The organism is Rathayibacter sp. Leaf248, from assembly GCF_920939495.1.
GTDB classification, from domain to species: Bacteria; Actinomycetota; Actinomycetes; order Actinomycetales; family Microbacteriaceae; genus Rathayibacter; species Rathayibacter caricis.
The window spans coordinates 601538-620177 of sequence record NZ_CAKLAV010000002.1; the positions used below are offsets into that span (position 1 = coordinate 601538).

Below are 18640 nucleotides of genomic sequence, written 5' to 3' on the forward strand. Positions count from 1 at the left end.
GCCCTCAGGCCGGGACGGCCGTGCGCGCGAGCAGCTCGGCGATGCGGCCGGTGCAGCCGCCGCAGCCGGTGCCGGCCCTCGTCGCCGTGCCGATGCACGCGACCGTGTCGTGGCCGGCGGCAGCCGCCTCCGTGATGGTGCCGGCCGAGACGCCGTTGCACCAGCAGACGGTGGCGTCCGGAGCGAACGGGTCGCCGGTCGGGGCGGCTCCCGCATCCGGGGCGTCGAGCCGCAGCAGGCTCGAGCGGTCGGCGGGCAGCTCGGAGCCGCGCTCGAACAGCAGCGTCAGCTCAGCGCCCACACGCGGCAGGCCGACCGAGACGAAACCGCGGAGCACGCCGCCGACCGTCACGAGCTTCGCGTAGCCGCCGCGGGCGGGGTCGGCCCAGACGGTCACCTCGGCGTGGTCGGCGCACGAGGCGGAGTGGGGTGTCACGTCCCACGGCTCGGGGGTCGGGTCGCCGCCCGCGACGAGGTCGACGCCCTCGGCCTTCAGCATGACCACGGCCTGGCGGGCCTCGGGCACGCGCTCGTCGGCCGCGCGCCCGGACGCCTCGGCGGTGATGCGGGCGGCGAGGCGGTCGGCCTGCTGCCAGCCGGGTCCGATCAGTCCGCTGGGCCCGCCCTCGACCCGGCCGTCGGGCAGAGCGGAGCCGCGCGGGGCGACGTGCGCGCAGTCGCCGATCGCGTAGACGTCCGGGTCGCTCCAGCTGCGCTGGTGCTCGTCGACGAGGATCCCGGTCGAGACCGCGAGGTCGGCGCTCGCCGCGAGCTCGGTGCGCGCGCCGACTCCGCAGGACAGCACGAGCAGGTCGCCCTCGATCTGCTTGCCGTCGGCGCAGACGAGCGCCTGGAAGTGCGCGCGGCCGAGGTCGTCGTGGGCCAGCAGGATGCTCTCGGAGCGGGCGTGCGAGACCATGTCGACGCCGGCTGCGCGGGCCGCCGAGGCGAGCATCCGCCCGCCGCCGTGATCGAGATTGCGACCCATGGGGATGTCGCCGTGGTAGACCACGACGACCTCGGCGCCCTGCTCCGCGGCGGCGAGCGCGAACTCGACTCCGAGCACTCCCGCGCCCAGCACGACGATGCGCGAGCCGGTGCGGACGGCCTCGCGGACGACGTGCGCGTCGGCGAGGTCGCGGAGAGCGACGACACGGTCGGGCAGCGGACTTGCGCCCTGATCGAGGGTCTCGGGGGAGGCCGAGCGCACCCGGCGGTCGCGGCGCGAGCGCTCCATCCCGGCGAGCGTGGGCACGTTCGCCCGGGCACCGGTGGCGAAGACGAGGCGGTCGTAGGCGAGGCGCTCGTCGTCGTGCAGGCGCACGACGTTCCGCGCGCGGTCGAGGCCGACGGCGGCCGCGCCGAGGCGGAAGACGACTCCCGCCTCCTCCGCCGTCGCCCGGTCGCCGAGGTCGAGGCGGTCGCGTGCGGCCCGGCCGACGGCGTACTCGGCGAGCAGCACCCGGTTGTAGGCGTCCTCGGGCTCGGCGCCGACGACCGTGAGGGCGACGGACCCGGCGCGGACGGCGGGCAGCAGCTCCTCGACGAAACGCGCGCCGACGGGACCGTAGCCCAGGAGCACCACGCGCTCGGGGGTCTCAGACGGCATCGGGCACTCCTTCCGCGCGGACCCAGACGCGGGTGCGCTTGAACTCCGGCATGGACGAGATCGGATCGACGACCGCCTCCGTCAGCAGATTGGCGCACTGGCGTCCCGCGTAGTGGAAGGGCAGGAAGACGGTGTCGTGGCGGATGTCGGCGGTGACGCTCGCGCGGGCGGTGACGACTCCGCGCGCGTTGCCGATCGAGACGAGGGCGCCGTCGCGCACGCCGAGTCGCGAGGCGGTGGCCGGGTGGATCTCGAGCCGCGCCTCCGGCCGCGCGGCGTCGAGCTCGGCGACCCGGCGGGTCTGCGTGCCCGACTGGTACTGCTGCAGGTAGCGCCCGGTGATCAGCGTCAGCTCGTCGCCGCGGTCGACGACCGAGCGGTCGGCGGCCGAGACCGCGACCAGCCGCGCGCGGCCGTCGGGGTGGCCGAAGCGCTCGCCGAAGGGGCGCGGGGTGCCGGTGCTGCCGACGGGGTAGGGCCAGTAGGCCTCCGCTCCCGTGTCGAGCAGGGCGTGCGAGAGTCCGGAGTAGTCGGCCGGGCCCCCGGCGGAGGCGCGCGCCAGCTCGTCGAACACCTCGGACGGAACGGTCGACCAGGTCGAGGGTGCCTCGAGCCGGCGGGCGAGCTCGCTCAGGATCCAGAGCTCGCTGCGGACGCCCGACGGCGGCTCGAGGGCGCGACGGCGGCGCAGCACCCGGCCCTCGAGCGAGGTCATGGTGCCCTCCTCCTCCGCCCACTGCGGCACAGGCAGGACGATGTCGGCGAGCGCCGCCGTCTCGGAGAGGAAGAAGTCGCAGACCACGAGGGTGTCGAGCGCCTCGAGCCCCGCCCGCACCGCGTCGACGTCGGGCGCCGAGACGACCACGTTCGAGCCGTGCACGAGGAGGCACTGGACGGAGCGGCCGAGTTCGCCGAGCAGCGCGACGGCCGGCAGTCCGGGCCCCGGGATCGACGCCTCGTCGACTCCCCAGACCCCGGCGACGTGGCGACGCGCCTCCGGATCGCGGATCGAGCGGTAGCCGGGCAGCTGGTCGGCCTTCTGGCCGTGCTCGCGCCCGCCCTGCCCGTTGCCCTGACCGGTGAGGGTGCCGTAGCCCGAGCCGGGGCGGCCGACGAGGCCCAGGATGAGGGACAGGTTGATCGCCGCGGTGGCGGTGTCGGTGCCGTCGACGTGCTGCTCGACCCCGCGGCCGGTGAGCACGTAGGAGCGGCCCTCGGCGAGCCGCCGCGCTGTGCGGCGCAGCAGCTCGACCGGCACGCCGGTGACGGAGGAGGTGCGCTCGGGCCACCACGACGCGACGCTGCGGCGGACCGCGTCGAAGCCGGTCGTCCGCGCCTCGAGGTACTCCGCGTCGGCGAGCCCCTCCGCGAGCACGAGGTGCGTGAGCCCGAGCAGCAGGGCGAGGTCGGTGCCGGGAGCCGGCTGCAGGTGCGTTCCCGCGCCGTCCTCGGTGAGGCGGGCGGTGGCGGAGCGGCGCGGATCGACGACCACGAGACCGCCGCGCGAGCGCGCCCCGGCCAGGTGCGCCAGGAACGGCGGCATGGTCGCCGCGACGTTCGAGCCGAGCAGGAGGATCGTGTCGGCCTCGTCGAGATCGGCCACCGGGAACGGGAGCCCGCGATCGACTCCGAACGCCCGGTTGCCGGCCGCCGCGGCCGAGGACATGCAGAACCGGCCGTTGTAGTCGATCCGCGAGGTGCCGAGGGCGATCCGGGCGAACTTGCCCAGCTGGTACGCCTTCTCGTTGGTGAGACCGCCGCCGCCGAAGACCGCGACCGCGTCGGCGCCGCGGCGGAGACGGGTCGACACGACCGCCTCCGCCACCGCGTCCAGCGCCCGCTCCCACGTCACCTCGGCGAAGGAGCCGTCCGCGCCGCGCAGGAGCGGTGCGCGGAGCCGCTGCCCGCTCGCGAGCAGCTCGGCCGACGTCCAGCCCTTGGCGCACAGCCCGCCCCGGTTCGTCGGGAACTCCCGCCCGGCGACGGCGATCGGCGTCGGTGCGTCGACCGGCGTCAGCGTCATCGCGCACTGCAGCGCGCAGTAGGGGCAGTGGGAGTCGACTCCCGCGGGGGCGGACGGTGCGGCGGCGGTCTCCATGCCTAGATCCTGGTCCCCGTCGTCGCGGCGAGGCGGAGGTAGACGCCCGCCGTGATCGCGAGCATCACCGCGTAGGCGCCCACGAACCAGCCCAGGGCCGTCGTGTAGTCGCCGAACTCGGTCTTCGAGAAGCCCAGGAGCTGCGGGATGACGAAGCCGCCGTAGGCGCCGATGGCCGAGATGAGGCCGAGGGCGGCGGCCGCCTTGCGCTGGGCGCCGACGCCGTCGCTGCCCGATTGGCGGGCGCGCAGGGCGAAGACGGTGGGGATCATCCGGTAGGTCGCCCCGTTGCCGATGCCCGCCGCGGCGAACAGCACGAGGAAGCCGAGGAGGAACAGCCAGAAGCTGCCCAGCGGGAGCGTCGCGATGACTCCGACGATGCCGGCGCCCATCGCGATGAACGCGACGATCGTGACCGGCGCCCCGCCGAAGCGGTCGGCGAGGCGGCCGCCGTAGGGACGGGAGAGCGAGCCGACGAGGGCGCCGAGGAACGCGAGCGTGAGGGTCGCGGAGCCGACGGCGAAGGTCGAGTACTCGGGGAACGTGTCGGCGATGAGCTTGGGGAACACCCCGGCGAAGCCGATGAAGGAGCCGAAGGTGCCGATGTAGAGCACGGCCAGGATCCACAGGTGCGGCTCGCGCAGAGCGGCGAGGGAGGCGGCGACGTCGGCCTTGGCGGTGGAGAGGTTGTCCATCCGCTTGTACGCCCCGATCATGGCGACGACGATCAGGGGCACCCAGATCCAGCCGGCGAGCGGCAGGTTCACGGTCGCCGCGGCTCCGATCGTGATGGCGATCGGCACGATCAGCTGTGCGACGGCCGCACCCAGGTTGCCGCCCGCGGCGTTGAGCCCGAGTGCGTAGCCCTTCTGCGCGTGGGGGTAGAAGAAGGTGATGTTCGCCATGGAGCTGGCGAAGTTGCCGCCGCCGAAGCCGGCGAGCGCCGCGATGAGCAGCATCACTCCGAAGGGCGTCTCGGGGTTCCCGACCGCGAGCGCCAGCCCGATGCTCGGGATGAGGAGGAGGCCGGCCGAGACGATGGTCCAGTTGCGCCCGCCGAAGCGGGGGACCATGAAGGTGTAGGGGATCCGGAGCGTCGCCCCGACCAGGCTCGGCATCGAGATCAGCCAGAAGATCTCGCCCGTGGTGAAGTCGAAGCCCGCCGCCGGAAGCTGCACCACGACGACCGACCAGAGCTGCCAGACGACGAAGCCGAGGAACTCGGCGAAGATCGACCAGCGCAGGTTGCGGCCGGCGACGGAGCGCCCCTCCGCCTGCCACTGCGCGGGGTCCTCGGGGTTCCAGCCGTCGATCCAGCGGCCGGGTCGGCGGGTGATGCCGGAGCCGGGAGCAGCGGTGGCGGGGGCGGTGGTCGGTGGTGCAGCAGTCATCGTGGTCCTCCGGGGAAGGGTCGGCGCGCGCGGGGGCGCGCTCGGGAAGGGGAGGTGGAGCGGTGGTGGTGCGGGGGGAGCGGAGTGCTCAGGCGTGGCGCCCGAACAGCTCCGAGACGATGTCGACGAGCTCGCGCGCGGGCGGATCGACGGCCGTGAGAAGAGGAGCGGACGCGACGTCCGCGCCTGCGGAGGCGGCCAGACCGGCGAAGTAGCCGGGGGCCAGGAGGTAGGTCGAGACGACGACGCGCGCGCTGGGGTGGGCCGCGCGCTCGGCGGTGACCGCATCGGCGACGCGCGGCTCGGCGGCCGAGATGAACGAGACGCTCACCTCGCGGCCGAGCTGGGCGGCGAGCAGGCGCCCGGTGGTCCAGCAGTCGGCGACCGCCCCGGCGTCGCTGGAGCCGGCGGCGGCGAGCACGATCCGGTCGCCCTCGCGAAGGCCCGCCTCGTGCAGGCGGCGGGCGAGGACCGTCGCGAGCCGCGGATCCGGCCCGAGCGCGCCGGTGACCCGCACGGGTCGCTCCGCCTCGGCCGCGGCCTCGGCGAGGTCGACGTGCACGTGGTAGCCGGCGCTGAGCAGCAGCGGGACGACGACCGCGGGGCGACCGGGCTCGAGCGTGCCGAGGGTCTCGGGCACGTCCGGCTGCTGCACGTCCACGAAGGAGTCGAGCACGTCGAGCGCGGGGTTCGCAGTCCGCACCGCGTCGACCAGCGCGGCGACGGCGCGGCGGCCGTCGTCGTCCGAGGTGCCGTGCGAGGCGGCGACGAGGGCGGTCCGCTGGGCCACCTCGATCACGCCGTCCGACTCCCGCACACTCCACGTCGCGAGGTGCAGCGACTCGGAGGTGTAGCACCGGCCGGTCTCGAGGTCGAAGACGTCCTTGTGCAGCGGCGAGGCGATCGTGGCGCGCTGCACGCCGTCGACGTTCCGCGAGCCGACGATGCCGCGCGAGAGCACGGCGGCCCCCGTCGCGGGGTCGAGGTTCGAGACGGCGAAGACGCGTCCGTCCGGGAGGAGGAAGAGCGCGAGCTGGACGCCGCCGACGAGCGCGGCCTCGCCCCAGAGCGGCTCGAGCTCGAGGCGGTTGCAGACGGGGACCCAGGTCGTGGTCGACGAGGGGGAGCGGGTCAGGTCGAGGAGTGTCATGGTCCCGCCTTCTCGATCGAGGATCCCGCAGCCGATCGGAGGCGGTGAAGGACACGGTAGGGACCCCGCGTTTCAGCCGATGACGTCTGCGGTGTCCCGGGCGTAACGAAGCTCTCACGACCGCTCCGCGGCACCGTGAGACGCCCGTCACAGAGCGTTACGTCCGGGCAACGGCGGGGAAACGGCGCCTGCCTACGGTGGACCCCATGACAACCGCAGGAGCGAACCCCGCCGCCGACGCCCCCCGACGCGTGCTCGTCGTCGGCGCCGGCCCCGCCGCGCACCGCCTGGTCGACGCGCTCGTCGCGCGGGCCGACTCCGCTCTCGACATCACCGTCTTCGGCGAGGAGGTGCACCACCCCTACGACCGCGTCGCGCTCTCGAAGCGGCTCGAGGGGCGCGTGGACCTGACCCTCGGCGACGGCGCCCTGTGGGAGTCGGCGCGGCTGATCACCTCCTCCCGCGTCGTCGCGATCGACCCCGAGCACCCCCGCGTCGAGCTGGCCGACGGCCGCTGGTTCGAGGGCGACGAGATCGTGCTGGCGACCGGCTCCTCCGCCACGGTGCCCCCGATCGCCGGTGCCGAGCACGGCCGCGTCTACCGCACGCTCGAGGACGTCGACTCGCTCGTGGCGGACCTCGCCGCCTTCCAGGAGCGCAAGGGCCGCCCGGCGAACGTGGTCGTGGTCGGAGGAGGGCTGCTCGGCCTCGAGGCCGCGGGCGGCGCGCACCGGCTCGGCGCGCGCACCGCGCTCATCCACTCCGGCCGCTGGCTGATGAGCGCGCAGCTCGACGAGGGTGCGGGCCAGGCGCTGGGCCGCATCATCTCGGCGCAGGGCATCGCGCTGCACCTCGGCAACCGGCCCACCGAGATCCTCACCTCGCCCACCGGCACCGTGCTCGGCGTCACCCTGACCGACGGCTCGAGCATCGGCGCCGACCTCGTCGTCTTCTCGATCGGGATCACCGCTCGCGACGAGCTGGCGCGCGCGGTCGGCATCGACGTCGCTCCGCGCGGGGGAGTGGTGGTCGATGACGCCTGCCGCACCAGCCGCGAGCACGTCTGGGCCATCGGCGAGGTCGCCGCGATCCAGGGGCGCACGGTCGGCCTGGTCGCACCGGCCAACGCGATGGCCGAGGTCGTCGCCGACCGGCTGCTCGGCGGCGACGCGACGTTCCCCGGAGTGGACGACGCCACCAAGCTCAAGCTCTCGGGCGTCGAGGTGGCCAGCTTCGGTGACGCGCTCGGGGCGGGCGAGGGCGCCCTCGAGGTCGTCTACGCCGACCCGGCCCGCGGGCTGTACCAGAAGATCGTCGTCTCGGACGATGCGAAGACCCTGCTGGGCGGCATGTTCGTCGGCGACGCCGGCCCCTACTCCTCCCTCCGCCCCCTGCTCGGCCGCGAGCTGCCCGCCGAGCCCAGCGCGTACCTCGCGGCGGCCGGCGCCGAGGCTCCGAGCGGCGACCTGCCCGACGACGTCCAGCTCTGCTCGTGCAACAACGTCTCGGTGGGCGAGGTGCGCCACGCCATCGGCGAGGGCTGCACCGAGCTCGGGCCGCTGAAGGCCTGCACCCGCGCCGGCACGCAGTGCGGCTCCTGCGTCCCCCTGGTCAAGAAGCTGCTCGACACCGAGCTCACCCGCGCCGGCGTGGAGGTGTCGCGCGCGCTCTGCGAGCACGTCTCGCTCAGCCGCAGCGAGCTGTTCGAGTCGGTGCGGATCCTGGGCCTCCACTCGGCCGAGCAGGTCATGGAGCGGTTCGGCTCGGGCCTCGGCTGCGATGTCTGCAAGCCCGTGATCGCCTCCGTCCTCGCGACGCAGACCAACGCCTACATCCTCGACAAGGGCCAGGCGCCCCTGCAGGACACCAACGACCGGGCGCTGGCCAACATGCAGAAGGACGGCACGTACTCGGTCGTCCCGCGCATCCCGGGCGGCGAGATCACGCCCGCCAAGCTCAAGGTCATCGCCGAGGTGGCCGAGCAGTACGGCCTCTACACGAAGATCACCGGCGGCCAGCGGATCGACATGTTCGGCGCCCGCCTCGAGCAGCTGCCCGAGATCTGGACCCTGCTGGTCGACGCCGGCTTCGAGTCGGGCCAGGCCTACGGCAAGTCGCTGCGCACGGTGAAGTCGTGCGTCGGATCGACGTGGTGCCGCTACGGCGTGCAGGACGCGGTCGGCATGGCCATCTTCCTCGAAGAGCGCTACCGCGGCCTGCGCTCCCCGCACAAGTTCAAGCTGGGCGTCAGCGGATGCGCGCGCGAGTGCGCGGAGGCGCGCGGCAAGGACATCGGCGTGATCGCGACCGACACCGGCTGGAACCTCTACGTCGGCGGCAACGGCGGCTACCAGCCCGCCCACGCGCAGCTGCTCGCGCAGGACCTCGACGACGCCACGCTCGTGCAGTACATCGACCGCTACGTGATGTACTACGTCCGCACGGCCGAGCGCCTCCAGCGCACGGCCCGCTGGCAGGAGGACCTGCCCGGCGGCCTCGACCACGTGCGCGAGGTGGTCTGCGAGGACTCGCTCGGGATCGCCGCCGAACTGGAGGCCGCCATGGCGACCCACGTGGACACCTACGTCGACGAGTGGGCGGCGACCCTGGCCGACCCCGATCGGCTGCGCCGCTTCCGCTCGTTCGTGAACGCGCCCGACACCGCGGATCCGCGGGTCTCGACGGTGCGCGAGCGCGGGCAGATCCGGCCGGCGGGGAGCGACGAGCGCTCCGACGGGCCGGTGCTGGTGGCGGGGACGACGATCCCGGTCGGGCCGGTGAGCGTCGTGGGGCCGCCGGCGTCGCTGGCGGCGTCCGCTTCCGCTTCGGTGAAGGAGTCCTGATGCAGCTCTCGCTCGATCTGACCGGCCGGCGCGTGCTCGTCGTGGGCACCGCCTCCGGGACCCGCCGCGTGCTCGCCCGCTACCGCGCCGCAGGGGCGGTTGTCGAGCGGCGCGAGGCCGACGACGCGCTGCCCGTGCGGCTCGCCTCCGCGTCGCTCCTGGCCGCCGGATGCCCGGCGCTCCTCGTCTGGGTCGAGGGAGCCGCCGAGCTGCGCGCCGCCGCCTCCGCCGAGGCCGCCCGGCACGGGATCTGGACCGTCGACGAGGCCGGCGCTCCCCACCGGCCCCTCGGGCACGTGAGCATCGTCGGGGGCGGCCCCGGCGACTCCGATCTGATGACGCTCGCCGCGCATCGCGCGCTGCGCGAGGCGGACGTCGTGCTCTACGACCGCCTCGGCCCGCACGACGGCCTCGCCGACCGGGCGCCCGGAGCCGAGCTCATCGACGTGGGCAAGACGCCCGGCCACCACGCGGTGCCGCAGCACGAGATCGAGCGGCTGATGGTCGCCCGCGCGCTCGACGGCCTGGACGTGGTGCGGCTGAAGGGCGGCGACCCGTTCGTCTTCGGCCGCGGCTCCGAGGAGGTGCGCGCCTGCCGCGTCGCCGGCGTGCCCGTCACGGTCGTGCCAGGAGTGACGAGCGCGATCTCGGTGCCGGCAGCCGCGGGCATCCCGGTCACGCACCGCGAGGTCAGCCGCGCGTTCACGGTGGTCTCGGGCCACGCCCCCTTCAGCGAGGAGGAGCTCGGGCACCTGGCCGGGCTGGGCGGCACGCTCGTCGTCCTCATGGGCGTGAACACCCTCCCGCACCTGGTCGCCGGGCTGCAGCGCGCGGGCATGACCGCCCAGATGCCGCTCGCGATCGTCGAGCGCGGCTGGTCGCACGCCCAGCGCACCACGATCACCTCCGTCGGCGAGGTGATGGGGCTGCTGGCCGACCTCGCCCCGCGCTCTCCCGCGGTCATCGTCATCGGCGAGGTCGTGCGCCAGGCCTCGTGCGATGATTCTCAGGATCCCGAGAGCATCGCCCGCGCGGTCGATGCGCTGACGACGTGAGAGCCCGAGGGGGCCGCCGATGAGCACCACCGACGCACCCGACTCCGACGCCTCCTCACCGGGATTCCGGCCCGACCAGCTCGTCGGCTTCCGCATCGGCGTGACCTCCGACCGCCGCTCCGAGGACCTCATCGCCGCCTTCGAGCGCCGCGGCGCCGACGTCACCCACGCGCCCACCATCCGGATGCGCGGCATCGACACCGAGGGCGTCCTCGAGGACGAGACCCGCGCGATCGTCGCCGGGCGCCCCGACGTGCTGCTCGCGACGACCTCCTACGGGATGCGCCGCTGGCTCGAGGCGGCCGACGCCGCGGGCCTGGGCGACGAGCTCACCGACGCGCTCTCGGCCGCGCGGATCCTCGTCCGGGGTCCGAAGGCCCGCGGAGCCGTCCGCGCCGCCGGCCTCGACGACCACGGCATGAGCGAGCGCGAGACCACCACCTCCCTCGTCGACCTGGCCCTGCGCGAGGGAGTGGACGGCCGCACGATCGCGGTGCAGCTGCACGGCTTCACCGACCCGCACCAGCTCGAGCGCCTGACCGACGCGGGCGCGACGGTCCTCACCGCCGCCCCCTACCGCTGGAGCGTGCACGAGGACTCGGCGCGGGTCCTCCGCCTGATCGAGGCGATCTGCTGCGGCGGGATCGACGCCGTCACCTTCACCAGCGCCCCCGCGGTCGAGGCCCTCTTCACGGTCGCCGAGGCCGCGGGCCGGCTCGACGCCCTGCAGGCCGCGTTCCGCGAGACGGTCGTCGCCGCGGCGGTCGGCCCCGTCACTGCGGCACCGCTCGTCGAGGCGCAGATCCTGCCGATCGTCCCCGACCGGTTCCGGATGGGCGCCCTCATCCGCCTGCTCTGCGAGCACCTCGAGCAGAGCGCCCCGCGCATCGAGACCGCGTACGGACCCCTCGAGCTCCGCGGCCGCCACGCCGTGCTCGCGGGGGAGCGGGTGCCGCTGACCCCGGTGGCGCTGGCGCTGTTCCGCACCCTGGTCGCCGCCGAGGGCGCGACCGTCGCGCGCGGCGTGCTCGCCGCCTCCGCCCCCGAGGCGCTCGACGACCACGCGGTCGACGTCGCGATCAGCCGCCTGCGCCAGTCGCTCCCGGAGCCGCGCCTCGTCGCGACGGTCATCAAGCGCGGCTACCGCCTCGCGACCCCGCTCTAAGCGTGCCCCCTGTGGTCTGCGGGTCGCCGTTGGACACTTTCTGCTGCTGTGACGGCTCTGTAGCCGCAGAAAGTGTCCAACGGCATCAGTGCCCGGTTCGCCAGCCGGCTGCCAGGAGTCGCGCGCGGACGCGGGCGGCGCACCCCGCCGGGTCGCGGGTGAAGGAGGTCCCCGCGATCCGCACGATCGAGTATCCGGCCGCGGCCATCCTCTCGTAGCGGATCAGGTCGCGGTCCCACTGCGCGCGGTCGGTGCGGTGGTGATCGCCCTCGTACTCTCCGCCGACTCCCCAGTCCGGGTAGAAGACGTCCACCCGTCCGAGGAACGAGCCCTCCGCGTCGAACAGCTCGATCTGGAGCTCCGGCTCGGGAAGTCCCGCATCCAGGAGCGCGAGCCTGAAGTGGGTCTCGCGTCGCGACTCGGCCCCTGAGCGCACGAGAGCGAGAGCGCGCCTGGCGGCTCGGGCTCCTGGGCCGGTGAAGCCGGCGACGCGGCGCTGGAGCTCGTCGCGGGTGATCCAGGGGCGCCGATCCCCGACGACCTGTCGCACCGGTGCGCGCACCAGCGCGTCCCCGACCGCCACGAGGTCCTCGACAGCGAGCACGGTCGCAAGGTGGCAGAAGAGGCTCGCGCCGTCGACGAGGCGCAGTCCGTGTCGGAGGACGGCGCGCACGTCCGGGTCGCGGATCGAGTGCCCGACCACACCTCGCCGCCGCGGAGCTCGGCCGGGATGCCGGACCGCGACGTGCAGCGGCTCGTCCTCAGCCTCACGCGGCAGATCGAGTGGCCACAGTCGAGCTGCGGTGAGGTGACTGAAGACGGCTCCGTCGCCGAGCACGGTGGAGAGGGCGCGGGCGCGAGCGGCGACGGTCGTCGGTGATCCTCGCGGGGTCCGCACCCCCGAGTGGGGCCTGTCGAGATCTGATGCGCGCAGGCGTGCGGCGGTGACGCCGGTCGCGGCGGCCTCGGCGACCGAGAACGCACGTCCGGGCAAGCCGTCGGGGAGTGGGGAGGGCTGTCGCATCCGGGAAGAATGCCCCGGATCGGTGGATCCCCGCTCCCGTTCTCCACAGGTCGGCGGGCCGAGCACGGCTGCCAGAATGGGGCGCATGAGCAGCGCAGCCCTCCGTGTCGTGATCGCCCCCGACTCCTTCAAGGGGTCCGCGACGGCCGTCGAGGTCGCGGAGGCGCTCGCCGAGGGCTGGAGCGAGGAGCGTCCCGGAGACGAGGTCGTGCTCGCTCCGATGGCCGACGGCGGGGAGGGGACGGTCGACGCGTTCGAGGTCGCCGTCCCCGAGGCGGCGCGGCACACGCTCACCGTGACCGGGCCCGACGACGGGCCCGTCGAGACCTCGTGGCTGCTGCTGCCGGACGGCGCGGCGGTCGTCGAGCTCGCCTCCGGCAGCGGCATCACCCTGCTCGATCCGCTCCGCCCCCTGACCGCGCACACCCGGGGGTTCGGGCAGGCGATCGCGGCCGCTCTCGACGCCGGGGCGCACTCGCTCCTGCTGGCGATCGGCGGCAGCTCCTCCACCGACGGCGGAGTCGGGGCCCTCCGCGAGCTGGGCGCGCGCTTCCTCACCGTGTCCGGGCACGAGATCGCAGACGGCGGAGGCGCCCTGCACGACCTCGCGGCCGTCGACCTGCACGCGCTGCGGCGGGTTCCGGTCGGCGGCGCGCTGATCCTCAGCGACGTGACGAACCCGCTGCTGGGCGACTCCGGAGCAGCGCACGTGTTCGGACCGCAGAAGGGCGCCTCACGCGACGACGTGCTGCGGCTCGACGACGGGCTGCGGCACCTGGCCGCGTACCTCGACGCCGATCCGGAGGAGGCGGGCACGGGCGCGGCCGGCGGCACCGGGTTCGGCCTGCTCGCATGGGGCGCCCGCCTCGCCCCCGGCTCGGCCGCCGTGGGCGAGGCGCTCGGCCTCCCCGCGCTGATCAACGGTGCGGACGTCGTGCTCACGGGGGAGGGGCGCTTCGACGCCCAGTCGAGGGCGGGGAAGGTGCCGTCCTACCTCCTGGGGCTGGCGGAGGAGGCCGGTGCGCGGGCGATGCTGGTCGCCGGAGCGATCCAGGCGCCCACCACGGGCTTCGCCGCGTCGGGCTCGCTGGTCGAGGCCGCGGGGTCGGCCGCCGCGGCGATCGCGGACCCGCTGCCGTACCTGAGGGCAGTGGCGCGGGACCTGGCGCGCCTGGCCTGAGAACTCTCGGCCGCGCCCCCGGTGTCGGTGGTGCGGCCTACCGTTCGAGCATGATCCCGGACGCACGACGACCCCTACATGTGGTGGTCCGACCCTGCCTCCGACCCCGGATGTCGGGAACAGCGACACGCCGACGAGCGTTGTACACAGGGAACACCGGGAGCCTCTCCACAGCGGTGGATAACTCCGGGCGATCCGCGTCCTCGCGCGGATCCGCGGGCCTCGGCCTGTGGATGAACGGGGGACGAACCGGTGCATAACTACACGAATGTAACTACTAGCCCTAGTGGGCTCCCGCCGGGCGCCCCCCTATATGTAGTATTGCTGAGCAGGTCGGGGCGAGCGCCCCTCCGGCGCCCAGCACCACCCCAGACGTACCATTCACGACCGTCTCCCACCCCGATCGGCACGCCGACGGAACGCCTCGGAGCCGGCCCAGGACACCCTCCCGGAAAGGACGACACGCATGGCCGTGACGGTCTACACCAAGCCCTCCTGCGTTCAGTGCACGGCGACCTACCGCGCCCTCGACAGCAAGGGCATCGACTACGAGGTGTTCGACCTCTCCGTCGACGAGAAGGCCCTCGAGGCCGTCAAGGCGCTCGGCTACCTGCAGGCGCCCGTCGTCATCACCGACGACGACCACTGGAGCGGCTTCCGCCCCGACAAGATCGCGACCCTCGGGGCCTGACACCCCTCGCCGCCCGCGTCCCTCCCCGACGCGGCGGCCCCACGCTCCGCCGGTCCGGGTGGGCAGGTTCTGCCCCGGACCGGCGGAGGATCCGAGTCGCGAGGCTCGGGTCCTCACCGGAACGACCGCCACGACGCCCCGCAGGGCACCCGGAGGAGGAGCACACGATGAGTGAGCTCGTCTACTTCTCCAGCAGCTCGGGCAACACGCACCGCTTCATCGAGAAGCTGGGGCGGCCCGCGCAGCGCATCCCGCTGCACTCGCACCGCGACGGGGCGAAGGCCGACACGCTCCACGTCGACGAGCCCTACGTGCTCGTCCTGCCGACCTACGGCGGCGGGATCGACGGGGGAGCGGTGCCCAAGCAGGTCATCCGGTTCCTGAACCAGCCCCGCAACCGCTCCCTGCTCCGCGGCGTCATCGGCGCCGGCAACACGAACTTCGGCGAGGCCTACTGCCTCGCCGGCGACATCATCGCGAGGAAGTGCGCCGTGCCGCACCTCTACCGCTTCGAAGTATTCGGAACCCCCGACGACGTCCGCGCCGTCGACGAAGGATTGGACACGTTTTGGACGCAGCAGTGATCGACGCCCCCCGGGACGCCGCGCAGATGGACTACCACTCGCTCAACGCGATGCTGAACCTGTACGGCCCGAACGGAGAGATCCAGTTCGACAAGGACCGCGAGGCCGCTCGCGAGTACTTCCTGCAGCACGTCAACCAGAACACCGTGTTCTTCCACTCCCTCAAGGAGCGCCTGGACTACCTGGTCGAGAAGGAGTACTACGAGCAGGCCGTGCTCGATCAGTACTCGTTCGAGTTCATCCAGCAGCTGAACGACCTCGCCTACTCCAAGAAGTTCCGCTTCGCGACGTTCCTCGGCGCCTTCAAGTACTACACGTCGTACACGCTCAAGACGTTCGACGGGAAGCGCTACCTCGAGCGCTTCGAGGACCGCGTCGTGATGACCGCCCTCGGACTCGCCCAGGGCGACGAGAAGCTCGCCGTCGCCCTCGTCGAGGAGATCGTCGCCGGCCGCTTCCAGCCCGCGACCCCCACGTTCCTCAACACGGGCAAGGCCCAGCGCGGCGAGCTCGTCTCGTGCTTCCTGCTGCGCATCGAGGACAACATGGAGTCGATCGCCCGCGGCATCAACTCCGCGCTGCAGCTGTCCAAGCGCGGCGGCGGAGTGGCGCTCTCGCTCTCCAACATCCGCGAGGCCGGCGCCCCGATCAAGCAGATCGAGAACCAGTCCTCGGGCATCATCCCCGTGATGAAGCTCCTGGAGGACAGCTTCAGCTACGCCAACCAGCTCGGCGCCCGCCAGGGTGCGGGAGCCGTGTACCTCTCGGCGCACCACCCCGACATCCTGCGCTTCCTCGACACCAAGCGTGAGAACGCCGACGAGAAGATCCGCATCAAGACGCTGTCCCTCGGCGTCGTCGTGCCCGACATCACGTTCGAGCTCGCGAAGAACAACGAGGACATGTACCTCTTCTCGCCGTACGACGTCGAGCGCGTCTACGGCCTGCCCTTCGGTGACATCTCGATCTCCGAGAAGTACCGCGAGATGGTCGACGACCCGCGCATCAAGAAGACCAAGATCTCGGCGCGCGAGTTCTTCCAGACCATCGCCGAGATCCAGTTCGAGTCGGGCTACCCCTACATCGTGTTCGAGGACACGGTGAACAAGGCGAACCCGATCAAGGGCCGCATCAACATGTCGAACCTGTGCTCCGAGATCCTGCAGGTCAACACGCCGACGACCTACAACGAGGACCTCTCCTACGCCACCATCGGCAAGGACATCTCCTGCAACCTCGGCTCGATGAACATCGCGCTGACCATGGACTCGCCCGACTTCGGCCGCACCATCGAGACCGCGATCCGCGGCCTCACCTCGGTGTCGGACCAGTCGCACATCACCTCGGTCCGCTCGATCGAGGACGGCAACGACAAGTCGCACGCCATCGGCCTGGGCCAGATGAACCTGCACGGCTACCTCGCCCGCGAGCGCATCCACTACGGATCCGAGGAGGGCATCGACTTCACCAACATCTACTTCTACTCGGTGCTGTTCCACGCCCTGCGCGCCTCCAACAACATCTCGATCGAGCGCGGCACCACCTTCGAGGGCTTCGCCGACTCGAAGTACGCCTCGGGCGAGTTCTTCGACACCTACACCGAGAAGGAGTGGGCTCCCGCCACCGAGCGCGTCGCCCGCCTCTTCGCCGAGGCCGGCATCGCCGTCCCCACCCAGGACGACTGGCGCTCGCTCAAGGCCTCGGTCATGGAGCACGGCATCTACAACCAGAACCTGCAGGCCGTCCCGCCGACAGGCTCGATCTCGTACATCAACAACTCGACGTCCTCGATCCACCCGATCGCGTCGAAGATCGAGATCCGCAAGGAGGGCAAGCTCGGCCGCGTCTACTACCCGGCGCCGTTCATGACGAACGACAACCTGGAGTACTACCAGGACGCGTACGAGATCGGCTACGAGAAGATCATCGACACCTACGCCGCGGCGACGCAGCACGTCGACCAGGGCCTCTCGCTGACGCTGTTCTTCAAGGACACCGCGACCACCCGCGACATCAACCGCGCGCAGATCTACGCCTGGCGCAAGGGCATCAAGACCATCTACTACATCCGTCTCCGCCAGCTCGCGCTGGAGGGCACGGAGGTCGACGGCTGCGTCAGCTGCATGCTGTAGCGCCCGCCGCTGCCCCTTTCGACACCTCTGCACGACCTATCCGCACGAAGAAGAGATCATGACTCCCCCTGAGAAGCTCAAGCTGGTCAGCCACGTCAACGCCATCAACTGGAACCGCATCCAGGACGACAAGGACGTGGAGGTCTGGAACCGCCTCACGAGCAACTTCTGGCTGCCCGAGAAGGTCCCGCTGTCCAACGACATCCAGTCGTGGAACACGCTGACCCACGAGGAGCAGCAGCTCACGATGCGCGTGTTCACGGGCCTGACCCTGCTCGACACCATCCAGGGCACGGTCGGCGCGGTCTCGCTCATACCCGATGCGATCACCCCGCACGAGGAGGCCGTCTACACGAACATCGCGTTCATGGAGTCGGTGCACGCGAAGAGCTACTCGTCGGTCTTCTCGACGCTGTCCAACACCCAGGACATCGACGAGGCGTTCCGCTGGTCCGTGGAGAACCCGAACCTTCAGAAGAAGGCCGAGATCGTCATGGACTACTACCGCGGCGACGACCCGCTGAAGCGCAAGGTCGCCTCGACGCTGCTCGAGTCGTTCCTCTTCTACTCCGGCTTCTACCTGCCGATGTACTGGTCCTCGCGGGCCAAGCTCACCAACACGGCCGACCTCGTGCGCCTCATCATCCGCGACGAGGCCGTGCACGGCTACTACATCGGCTACAAGTTCCAGAAGGGCCTCGAGCGCGTCGACCAGGCCAAGCGCGACGAGATCAAGGACTATACGTTCTCGCTGCTCTACGAGCTCTACGACAACGAGGCGCAGTACACGCAGGACCTCTACGACCAGCTCGGCCTGACCGAGGACGTCAAGAAGTTCCTGCACTACAACGCCAACAAGGCCCTGATGAACCTCGGCTACGAGCCGATGTTCCCCAAGCAGGTCACCGATGTGAACCCCGCGATCCTGTCGGCCCTCTCGCCCAACGCGGACGAGAACCACGACTTCTTCTCGGGCTCCGGCTCCTCCTACGTGATCGGCAAGGCCGTGAACACCGAGGACGAGGACTGGGACTTCTAGGCGTCGACACCACGTCCGGTCCTCCACGGCGAACGGCCCCTCCCCGACACGGGTGAGGGGCCGTTCCTCGTTCCCGGGCGCCGGGCACTCAGAGCGGCAGGCGCATCAGCACCCGCGGGAAGCCGTTCAATACCGAGGTGGTGTCGGCCGCCCACGAGAAGCCGGCGCGCTCGAACAGAGCGCGGGTGCCGACGTACGCCATCGTCTGCTCGACCTTCGCACCGCGGTTGTCGACCGGGTAGCCCTCGATCGCCGGAGCGCCGTGAGACCGAGCGAAGTCGACGGCTCCCGCGAGTAGGGCGTGCGAGATGCCGCGGCGGCGGAAGCCCGGGCGGACGCGGATGCACCAGACGGTCCACACGTCGAGGTCGTCGACGTGCGGGATCCTGCGGTTCTTCGCGTAGCTCGTGTCGGCGCGGCGGTGCACGGCGGCCCAGCCCGTCACCTCGTCGCCGTCGTAGGCGAGCACGCCGGGCGGGGGATCCTGCGCCACCAGTTCGCGCATCCGCTCGCCCCGCGCAGGACCGCGGAGGGAGGTGTTCTCGGTGGAGGAGAGCAGCCGGTAGCTCAGGCACCAGCACACGCTCGCATCCGCTCGCTTCGGCCCGTTCATGATCGCGACGTCGTCGAAGACGGACGCCGGGCGCACCTCGATCGTCATGAGGGCACCCTGGCACCG

At 72.1% G+C, this 18640-nt stretch carries 14 protein-coding genes; 8 read left to right on the forward strand and 6 right to left on the reverse strand.

Going from position 1 to position 18640, the window contains the following annotated elements; genetic code table 11:
- Positions 1-4: 4 nt before the first annotated feature.
- From LRG51_RS15920 to nirD, 4 genes are all read right to left on the reverse strand, one after another.
- Positions 5-1609: an FAD-dependent oxidoreductase gene (locus LRG51_RS15920; protein WP_230673600.1), complete on the reverse strand. Its 1605-nt coding sequence runs from the start codon at positions 1607-1609 to the stop codon at positions 5-7.
- A complete protein-coding gene (locus tag LRG51_RS15925) occupies positions 1599-3707 on the reverse strand; it encodes a molybdopterin oxidoreductase family protein (protein ID WP_230673602.1) in 2109 nt (702 codons plus the stop codon). The genes LRG51_RS15920 and LRG51_RS15925 overlap by 11 nt, the downstream gene beginning before the upstream one ends.
- 2 nt (positions 3708-3709) lie before the next feature.
- On the reverse strand, positions 3710-5098 hold the full coding sequence (locus tag LRG51_RS15930; protein WP_230673604.1) for an MFS transporter: 1389 nt from the start codon (positions 5096-5098) through the stop codon (positions 3710-3712).
- Between the two features lie 88 nt (positions 5099-5186).
- Positions 5187-6248, reverse strand: a complete 1062-nt coding sequence (gene nirD, locus LRG51_RS15935; RefSeq protein WP_230673606.1) for a nitrite reductase small subunit NirD — start codon at positions 6246-6248, stop codon at positions 5187-5189.
- A 206-nt stretch (positions 6249-6454) separates the two neighbouring features.
- Here nirD and nirB point away from each other — a divergent pair, with 206 nt between their 5' ends.
- Genes nirB through LRG51_RS15950 form a run of 3 tightly spaced genes read left to right on the forward strand, consistent with a single transcriptional unit; the run spans position 6455 to position 11311 of the window.
- Entirely contained in the window at positions 6455-9091 is a 2637-nt protein-coding gene (gene nirB / locus LRG51_RS15940) for a nitrite reductase large subunit NirB (protein ID WP_230673608.1), read from the forward strand.
- A complete protein-coding gene (gene cobA / locus LRG51_RS15945) occupies positions 9091-10146 on the forward strand; it encodes a uroporphyrinogen-III C-methyltransferase (RefSeq protein ID WP_230673610.1) in 1056 nt (351 codons plus the stop codon). Before nirB ends, cobA begins: the two co-directional genes overlap by 1 nt.
- A 19-nt stretch (positions 10147-10165) precedes the next feature.
- Positions 10166-11311, forward strand: coding sequence for a uroporphyrinogen-III synthase (locus tag LRG51_RS15950; protein WP_107573288.1), 1146 nt, complete (start codon positions 10166-10168; stop codon positions 11309-11311).
- Positions 11312-11396: 85 nt separating this feature from the next.
- Here the strand turns inward: LRG51_RS15950 and LRG51_RS15955 are convergent, their stop codons facing one another.
- Entirely contained in the window at positions 11397-12335 is a 939-nt protein-coding gene (locus LRG51_RS15955; protein WP_230673612.1) for a hypothetical protein, read from the reverse strand.
- Between the two features lie 85 nt (positions 12336-12420).
- Here LRG51_RS15955 and LRG51_RS15960 point away from each other — a divergent pair, with 85 nt between their 5' ends.
- The 5 genes from LRG51_RS15960 (at position 12421) to nrdF (ending at position 17961) form a co-directional block, all read left to right on the forward strand.
- Positions 12421-13515 (forward strand): glycerate kinase, encoded by a 1095-nt coding sequence (locus tag LRG51_RS15960; protein WP_230673614.1) that lies wholly within the window; start codon positions 12421-12423, stop codon positions 13513-13515.
- A 466-nt stretch (positions 13516-13981) separates the two neighbouring features.
- On the forward strand, positions 13982-14206 hold the full coding sequence (gene nrdH / locus LRG51_RS15965) for a glutaredoxin-like protein NrdH (protein WP_055791091.1): 225 nt from the start codon (positions 13982-13984) through the stop codon (positions 14204-14206).
- A gap of 167 nt (positions 14207-14373) precedes the next feature.
- Positions 14374-14790 (forward strand): class Ib ribonucleoside-diphosphate reductase assembly flavoprotein NrdI, encoded by a 417-nt coding sequence (gene nrdI, locus LRG51_RS15970; RefSeq protein ID WP_055791095.1) that lies wholly within the window; start codon positions 14374-14376, stop codon positions 14788-14790.
- A gap of 26 nt (positions 14791-14816) precedes the next feature.
- On the forward strand, positions 14817-16922 hold the full coding sequence (gene nrdE, locus LRG51_RS15975) for a class 1b ribonucleoside-diphosphate reductase subunit alpha (protein ID WP_055791597.1): 2106 nt from the start codon (positions 14817-14819) through the stop codon (positions 16920-16922).
- Between the two features lie 58 nt (positions 16923-16980).
- Positions 16981-17961, forward strand: a complete 981-nt coding sequence (gene nrdF, locus LRG51_RS15980; protein WP_055791099.1) for a class 1b ribonucleoside-diphosphate reductase subunit beta — start codon at positions 16981-16983, stop codon at positions 17959-17961.
- Positions 17962-18049: 88 nt separating this feature from the next.
- Here nrdF and LRG51_RS15985 read toward each other — a convergent pair whose 3' ends face one another.
- The gene (locus LRG51_RS15985) at positions 18050-18622 is read right to left on the reverse strand and encodes a GNAT family N-acetyltransferase (RefSeq protein WP_230673616.1); all 573 of its coding nucleotides are present in this window, start codon (positions 18620-18622) and stop codon (positions 18050-18052) included.
- Positions 18623-18640: the final 18 nt, after the last annotated feature.